Raw genomic sequence first — 6,026 nt, 5'->3', positions numbered from 1 at the left:
TTATAGCGGTGTGCGTCTGCTGTTGAATGAACTGGTACCGGCCTTCCGCGGCATTGCCATGCGCCTGGTGCCAAATGCCAAGCCGGCCCTTGATTGCCCGGTATTGTTCCCCTACGCGCCGAATGCCGTGATTGTGGGCTTCCTCGCCACCACGGTGGGCTCAATTATTGGCATGATTGTCTTCCCGATGTTTGGTCTTGCCATGATCCTGCCGGGTCTGCTGACCAATTTCTTTGCGGGCGGCGCCGCAGGCGTATTTGGCAACGCGCTGGGAGGAAGAAAGGGAGCCATGATTGGCGGTGTCATTCATGGATTATTTATCACTTTCTTACCCGCTATTTTAGTACCGCTCCTTGAAACCTTCGGCTTTAAAGGCGTGACCTTCAGCGATTCCGACGTTATCAGTACGGGTTTAGTTCTCGGCCATGCCTTCCAACATGACTGGCCGTTTGTCCTGGGTTTTATTGTTTTTGTCATTGCACTTGTCTGGTTCGTCAACCGAAAACTGGATGACTGAATCAGTATCCAATAATGGCAGGCAACAAAAGAATCATAAAGTGATGAGGAGACCCTATGTTTGCAAAATTAAAACAGATGTTTAATTCGCAAGCCCCGGAAGAGGAGCAGGGGAATAATGAAGAGGCAGAAAGGATTGAAGCCGAACTCTCCGTGCTTGAAGCTGAATTAGAAAAGAACCCCTCAAACGGTGATGTTCAAAAAAATCTGATGGTGAAGTATAACCAGGCCATAAAGATTTTTTCAAAGAACAAACGGTATCGTCAAAAAGTCGATGATTTATTCTTAAAGATGGATGAATTAAGAAATACCATCCGCAAAAATATATGAGGTGTTATGAGTATTAAAGAGTTTTTTTCTCAGAACGAATATATTCAGGTTCGGATGGATCTTGACTCATGGGAAGACATCATTAAGCAGGCGGCGAAGCCATTGATCAATGGTGGCTTCATCACTGCTGAATATCCAGAAGCCGTTATCAGCAACACCCTGGAGTTTGGCGCATATTATGTGTTTGATGAAGGCATTGCGATACCGCATGCAAGGCCTGAATGTGGGGTAATTAAAAATTGTTTTAGCATGATGACGCTTGCCAAACCGGTGTCATTTAAAGGCAGTGAACCGGCAGATATTATTGTTATGTTTGCCGGCGTCGACAGTGATTCACATATTACCGACGGTATCGCATCAATAGTCAATTTGCTTGAACAGGAAGAGACGCTGTCTCAGATCAGACGAGCCACAACAATTGGTGAAATTCTCAGGTTACTATGAAAAAACTGATTTTAGTTAATGGAATACCGGCATCCGGTAAGAGTTCCGTGACAAAAACGCTTTCTGAATATTTTAATCTTCCCGTATTAAGTATCGATGAGATTAAAGAGCCCTTCATGGTTCAGTTCGCGGATGTTATTGACAGGCCACTGAATCGTAAACTTGGCTATGCGGCCTATGAAGCGATGTTCAATATTGTTAAAGGATCACCGCCGGATGCGGTATTCGTTATGGACGCCTGGTTTGGCTTCAGAGATAAAACGATTTTAACGGATTATCTCACGATGAGCGGCTGCGAAAAAACGCTGGAAATATGGAATCAGGTTTCGCCCGCCCTTGTGGCAGAAAGATATAAGCAACGCTGTCACTGCCGAGTTAAAGGGCATCCCGGTGAGGAATATATACCTGAGTTGATGACCTTAGCTGAAAAAGCACAGCCCATGGCGCTGGGCGACGTATTTACTCTCAATCACGATCGCGGGAGTAACAGCGCCGACCTTATTCCATGGGTGGAAAAACACCTTAATTAATCCTGACTTCGTGATAAACAATTTAATGAGGAAAGAGTAATGAATAAAATGACAACAGCAGAACGCCGTGGCTATCAGATGATTTGCGATGCGACAGGTTCAATGATGGTTGTGGCCTGCGATCAGCGCGGCGGAATGAGAACATTGCTGGCACCCACCGCTGAAGAGCAGGCCAAAATCAGTAATGAAACGCTGGGTAAAACCAAATATGACATTACCCGTTATCTGGCGTCAGAAGCGGGTTGCGTATTAGTCGACCCTATTTGCGCCGTTCCCGGCATTGTTGATGAAGGGGTTGTACCGCGCAATACAGGATTGCTGGTAGGTCTTGATGCCTCTGGCTGGGACACCTCGTCAGAAGGCTATCGCATCTCTAAAATGGTGGAAGGGATCACCGCCCGAAAGGTGCGTGAACTGGGCGCGACGGGCGGCAAAATCATGATCTATTTGCGTATGGATACGCCGGAAGCCAACACCGCTAACCTGGCGACGCTGCGCGACGTCATCGCTGATTTTGCGCGTGAAGATCTGTTCCTGGTGGTGGAATTCCTGACCTATCAGCTTGAGAATGAAAGTAAAGAAGAATACCAGCGTAAAATTCCTCAGCTTATTGAAGAGGGCTGTAAAGCCTGTATTGAGTGCGGTTCAAAAGTGCTGAAGATCCCTTATCCGGGAACAGAAGAAGCCTGCGCCAACGTCACGAAAATTTGTGGTGATATTCCCTGGGCAGTGCTCTCTGCCGGTGTCGATCACGCCACGTTCCTGAAGCAGGTTGATATCTCTCTCAGAAACGGCGCATCAGGCGTTATCGCCGGACGTTCATTGTGGAAAGATTGTATTTCACTTGACCGCAATGTCTCTAAAGAGAAACTTTCTTCTGTTGCGGTATCGCGACTGCGTGATATTCAGCAGCTTTTAGTGAAATACAGAAAAGAGCTGGTCAGCGCGTAATCAAATCTTCTGGCCACCGGCGCGGTTTGCCGTGTGGCCAGCTAACAATGGAGTGAACGCAATGAAGCGCAGTACAGATTTGGTTATTTTTGATTGTGATGGCGTGCTGGTTGATTCTGAAATCATCGGTATTGAGTTAACCCTCGCTTTATTGAATCAACACGGGGCAAAAATCGGTATTGAGGAGTTCACCAGTCGCTATAGCGGACTGGCATGGGATGAACTGATAACTAAAATCCAGTCGGAGAAAAAGATCGCTATTCCTTCCACAGTTCACCAGCAGTTTTATCCATTATTAATGGCCGCTTTCGCCGAACGGCTGGTAAGGATCGCCAACACCGTTGAAATCATCAGTGAAATCCCGCTCAAAAAATGCATCTGCTCAAACTCAGGCTCAGCGCAGTTAGATTATATGTTGTCGCTGACCGGCCTGAAGGATCTGTTTTCTCCTCACATTTATTCGGCTGTTGATCTGGGACCGGGCCGCAGTAAACCTCAGCCGGATATTTTCCTGCATGCGGCTCGTGAGCTGAATGCCGCGCTGGAAAACACGCTGGTAATTGAAGATTCAGTGCATGGCGTTATTGCGGCCAAAAAAGCCGGCATGTATGCAATTGGCTTTACCGGCGGCGCGCATACCACGCCGGACCATCAGCAACGGCTTACCGCTGCCGGTGCAGACGTGGTTATTCATGCTATGACGTTGCTGCCTGGCGAAATTGCGCGTTTTGCACGCTGATAAGTCTTACCTGTCAATGGTCAACCTGCGTTCAGGCTCTGATGCGTAAGAATGATCATCCCGGCTCGAAACCGGGAACGTGACAACTCAGGTTATGTTTATTAAATAAGGGATTTTTTAATAAAGAAAATATTATCGGTAGACTTTTCTGTCTCTCCATCGCGTACTTTTTTATGCGCTCTGCCGCATAATTCCCTGTTTGTCCCATCACGGTACTGCGGATTTATTCCCATCATTTCCTGAGTAACACGTTAATCCGGCTCATCTGAAGTCATTTTAGTGGCAACATCCTTGACGGCAAGTACTGAGGTTCCTGCCTTCGCACCAATACCCTCACTCCGGCATCTTCCACGCAGAAAGCATTTCAAGGGCGCTACCGTAGTTACCCGTAGCCTCGGCAGTGCGTAAGAATTTAGCGCGTTCAACGATGATTTCATCAGGTGTGGGGTCTGCATACAGAAGGTCGAGCGTCTCATTGAGGAAGTCATCAAGGGGCATGGCCTGCTCGTCACTTTCCTGACCGAACAGCGTGGTGCGCACACCAGGCGGAACTAACTCAATCACGCGCACCGGGGTATCGGCGAGTTGAACCCGCAAGCTTTCAGTGAAGGCATGAACGGCCGCCTTTGTGGCACTATAGGTCATCGCAAGGGGCAACGGTACAAACGCCAGTGAGGAACTGACATTGATGATGACGCTGTCGTTCTTGTGAGCCAGTTGGGGTAAGAACGCGTAAGTCATACGAATGGTGCCAAGGAGGTTGATCGCGACGGTCTGCTGCGCAATCTCCACTGAATCCGGATCCAACGCATTTTCGCTCAACATGACGCCGGCGTTGTTGATGACAACATTCAGGTCGGGGTATCGCACAGCTGCAATTTCGCTCGCCTGAATAACAGAGCTGGCGTCAGCAATATCGAGTTCAAGGGCCTCAATGCCTGGATAATCGCTTGTGATTTGATCAAGTAAAGCCTTGCGTCGGCCCGCTACAATAACCTTGTTGCCTGCCTCGTGAAAGCGCACCGCAAGGCCTAACCCTATACCCGATGTGGAACCCGTAATGAGGATCGTATTACCTGAGGTTTTCATATGTTTCTCCGGTTTGATTAAAAGGGTAGAATGCTAAGCGGACAAGTGTCCGTTAAGGCGAAATTTAACGGACAATTGTCCGTTTATCAAGTTTTAATGTTTTTGATCGGAGGACTGGTGACACAGCAACAAAAGATGGAGCGCCCGGCGCGCGCTGACGCGCAGCAAAATCGCGAACGTATTCTGTCGGTTGCGCTTCAGGAATTGACCGTTTCCGCAGACGTGCCGCTCACGACGATTGCGAAGAAGGCAGGCGTGGGACAAGCCACTTTTTATCGTCATTTTCCGTCACGAGAAGTATTAGTGATGGAGGTTTATCACTATGAGATGTTGCAGGTGACTCAATATGCAGAGCACCTGCTCCAGACGCTCACGCCCGATCGGGCATTACGTGAGTGGATGAATCGCCTTGCCGAGTACGCCATGACCAAAGCTGGCCTGGCGAAAGCAATTCGTGAGGTATCGCTCGCGCGGGACTGCTCGGAAAATGCGGGCTATGCGCCCGTGATCGCTGCCGCCCAACTGCTGCTCGATGCAAATGTGAAAGCCGGGACTATCCACGCCGGTGTTACCACTGACGACTTCTTCCTAGCCATTGCGGGTATATGGCAGCTTGATTTTAATGATGAATGGCAACCGCGGCTCGCCTGGCTCATCGACATCGTTATGGCGGGGCTGCGCGCAGGGGCGCCGCAACGTGCTGTTTCTCCGTAGGCCGCTATCAGGCTCGCTTTACGCCAGCGCGCAGATTGATTTCATCGCTGCGCTGAATCTCAGTGCCCGTGGCAGCAGACCCTTATTCCGGGCGCTCCTGTTTTTGTTATCCGGGCAGCTCCTCTGACCCAAGCCCCGGACCGCTTTTTAATGATGCGATATAAAGGAAAGCGCGACCTGTTCTGCGCTTATGGCGCCATCCGGGTGCAGAATGACGCGCATATTGGCGGACCCGCTGACTTGACGGATGACGCGAGGTCAATGGAAAGGGGAGCCCGTCTTCGCTAAATACAATGGCTGCTCAGTACCTTACTGCCACATCTTCAGAAGTAAATCATCTGGATGTTGCAGAATAGTTATCAGGCATAATTTCCGTGAAGAAGATGCTATCAAATTAGCAGGAGACATAGAGGCAGTTCATCGTCTGTAATCCGTATGATTAGCAAGCTTATCTTTAAAAGATGCATAATCATATGCTTGCAAGCTGCAGAGCCAAATTAATCGCACTCTGCATTTATCAGGAATTCATGATGTTAGCAATGTCCGCTTCTGGCTGTGAGTTCAACTGATGGACGCAACACACTTATTGAACCGGTCTGCGGGTGATTCATAGTCTAGCGTTTTTCTCGGCCTTTCGTTGAGCTGTCTGGCAACACTGTTAAGTCTTTGCTGGCTGTGAACCGATAAGTCAGTTCCTTTTGGAAAATATTGTC

Annotated in this window: 8 protein-coding genes and 1 pseudogene; 7 read left to right on the top strand and 2 right to left on the bottom strand. The window is 48.9% G+C overall.

Features of this window, described 5'->3' with window-relative positions; translation table 11 throughout:
- The 6 genes from GS12_RS21850 to GS12_RS21825 all read left to right on the top strand — a co-directional run.
- A partial coding sequence (locus GS12_RS21850) for a PTS transporter subunit IIC (RefSeq protein WP_034950904.1) occupies window positions 1–517 on the top strand: 517 nt, incomplete at its 5' end.
- A gap of 56 nt (window positions 518–573) precedes the next feature.
- Window positions 574–846 carry a hypothetical protein gene (locus tag GS12_RS21845; RefSeq protein ID WP_034916909.1) on the top strand — a complete coding sequence of 91 codons (273 nt, stop codon included), beginning with the start codon at window positions 574–576 and terminating at the stop codon, window positions 844–846.
- 6 nt (window positions 847–852) lie between these two features.
- Window positions 853–1,290 carry a PTS sugar transporter subunit IIA gene (locus GS12_RS21840; protein ID WP_034916907.1) on the top strand — a complete coding sequence of 146 codons (438 nt, stop codon included), beginning with the start codon at window positions 853–855 and terminating at the stop codon, window positions 1,288–1,290.
- Entirely contained in the window at window positions 1,287–1,820 is a 534-nt protein-coding gene (locus tag GS12_RS21835; protein ID WP_034916905.1) for an ATPase AAA, read from the top strand. Before GS12_RS21840 ends, GS12_RS21835 begins: the two co-directional genes overlap by 4 nt.
- A gap of 39 nt (window positions 1,821–1,859) precedes the next feature.
- Window positions 1,860–2,771: a tagatose-bisphosphate aldolase gene (locus GS12_RS21830; RefSeq protein ID WP_034950901.1), complete on the top strand. Its 912-nt coding sequence runs from the start codon at window positions 1,860–1,862 to the stop codon at window positions 2,769–2,771.
- A gap of 61 nt (window positions 2,772–2,832) precedes the next feature.
- On the top strand, window positions 2,833–3,510 hold the full coding sequence (locus GS12_RS21825; RefSeq protein ID WP_034950899.1) for an HAD family hydrolase: 678 nt from the start codon (window positions 2,833–2,835) through the stop codon (window positions 3,508–3,510).
- Between the two features lie 333 nt (window positions 3,511–3,843).
- Here the strand turns inward: GS12_RS21825 and GS12_RS21820 are convergent, their stop codons facing one another.
- A complete protein-coding gene (locus GS12_RS21820; RefSeq protein WP_034950896.1) occupies window positions 3,844–4,599 on the bottom strand; it encodes an SDR family oxidoreductase in 756 nt (251 codons plus the stop codon).
- Window positions 4,600–4,716: 117 nt separating this feature from the next.
- Here GS12_RS21820 and GS12_RS21815 point away from each other — a divergent pair, with 117 nt between their 5' ends.
- Window positions 4,717–5,313 carry a TetR/AcrR family transcriptional regulator gene (locus tag GS12_RS21815; RefSeq protein ID WP_034919386.1) on the top strand — a complete coding sequence of 199 codons (597 nt, stop codon included), beginning with the start codon at window positions 4,717–4,719 and terminating at the stop codon, window positions 5,311–5,313.
- Between the two features lie 561 nt (window positions 5,314–5,874).
- Here GS12_RS21815 and GS12_RS24475 read toward each other — a convergent pair.
- Window positions 5,875–6,026: pseudogene (locus GS12_RS24475) on the bottom strand (IS30 family transposase); the annotation flags it as partial.

This window comes from Erwinia oleae (assembly GCF_000770305.1).
GTDB lineage: Bacteria > Pseudomonadota > Gammaproteobacteria > Enterobacterales > Enterobacteriaceae > Erwinia > Erwinia oleae.
The sequence above is the reverse complement of the archived record's forward strand: the minus strand, read 5'-3'. Positions and strand labels throughout refer to the sequence as shown.

What these genes read in the sequence shown, in the direction of transcription:
- GS12_RS21845 (WP_034916909.1), top strand. Translation starts at nt 574, where the DNA reads ATGTTTGCAAAATTAAAACAGATGTTTAATTCGCAAGCCCCGGAAGAG.
- GS12_RS21820 (WP_034950896.1), bottom strand. Translation starts at nt 4,599, where the DNA reads ATGAAAACCTCAGGTAATACGATCCTCATTACGGGTTCCACATCGGGT.
- GS12_RS21825 (WP_034950899.1), top strand. Translation starts at nt 2,833, where the DNA reads ATGAAGCGCAGTACAGATTTGGTTATTTTTGATTGTGATGGCGTGCTG.
- GS12_RS21830 (WP_034950901.1), top strand. Translation starts at nt 1,860, where the DNA reads ATGAATAAAATGACAACAGCAGAACGCCGTGGCTATCAGATGATTTGC.
- GS12_RS21840 (WP_034916907.1), top strand. Translation starts at nt 853, where the DNA reads ATGAGTATTAAAGAGTTTTTTTCTCAGAACGAATATATTCAGGTTCGG.
- GS12_RS21835 (WP_034916905.1), top strand. Translation starts at nt 1,287, where the DNA reads ATGAAAAAACTGATTTTAGTTAATGGAATACCGGCATCCGGTAAGAGT.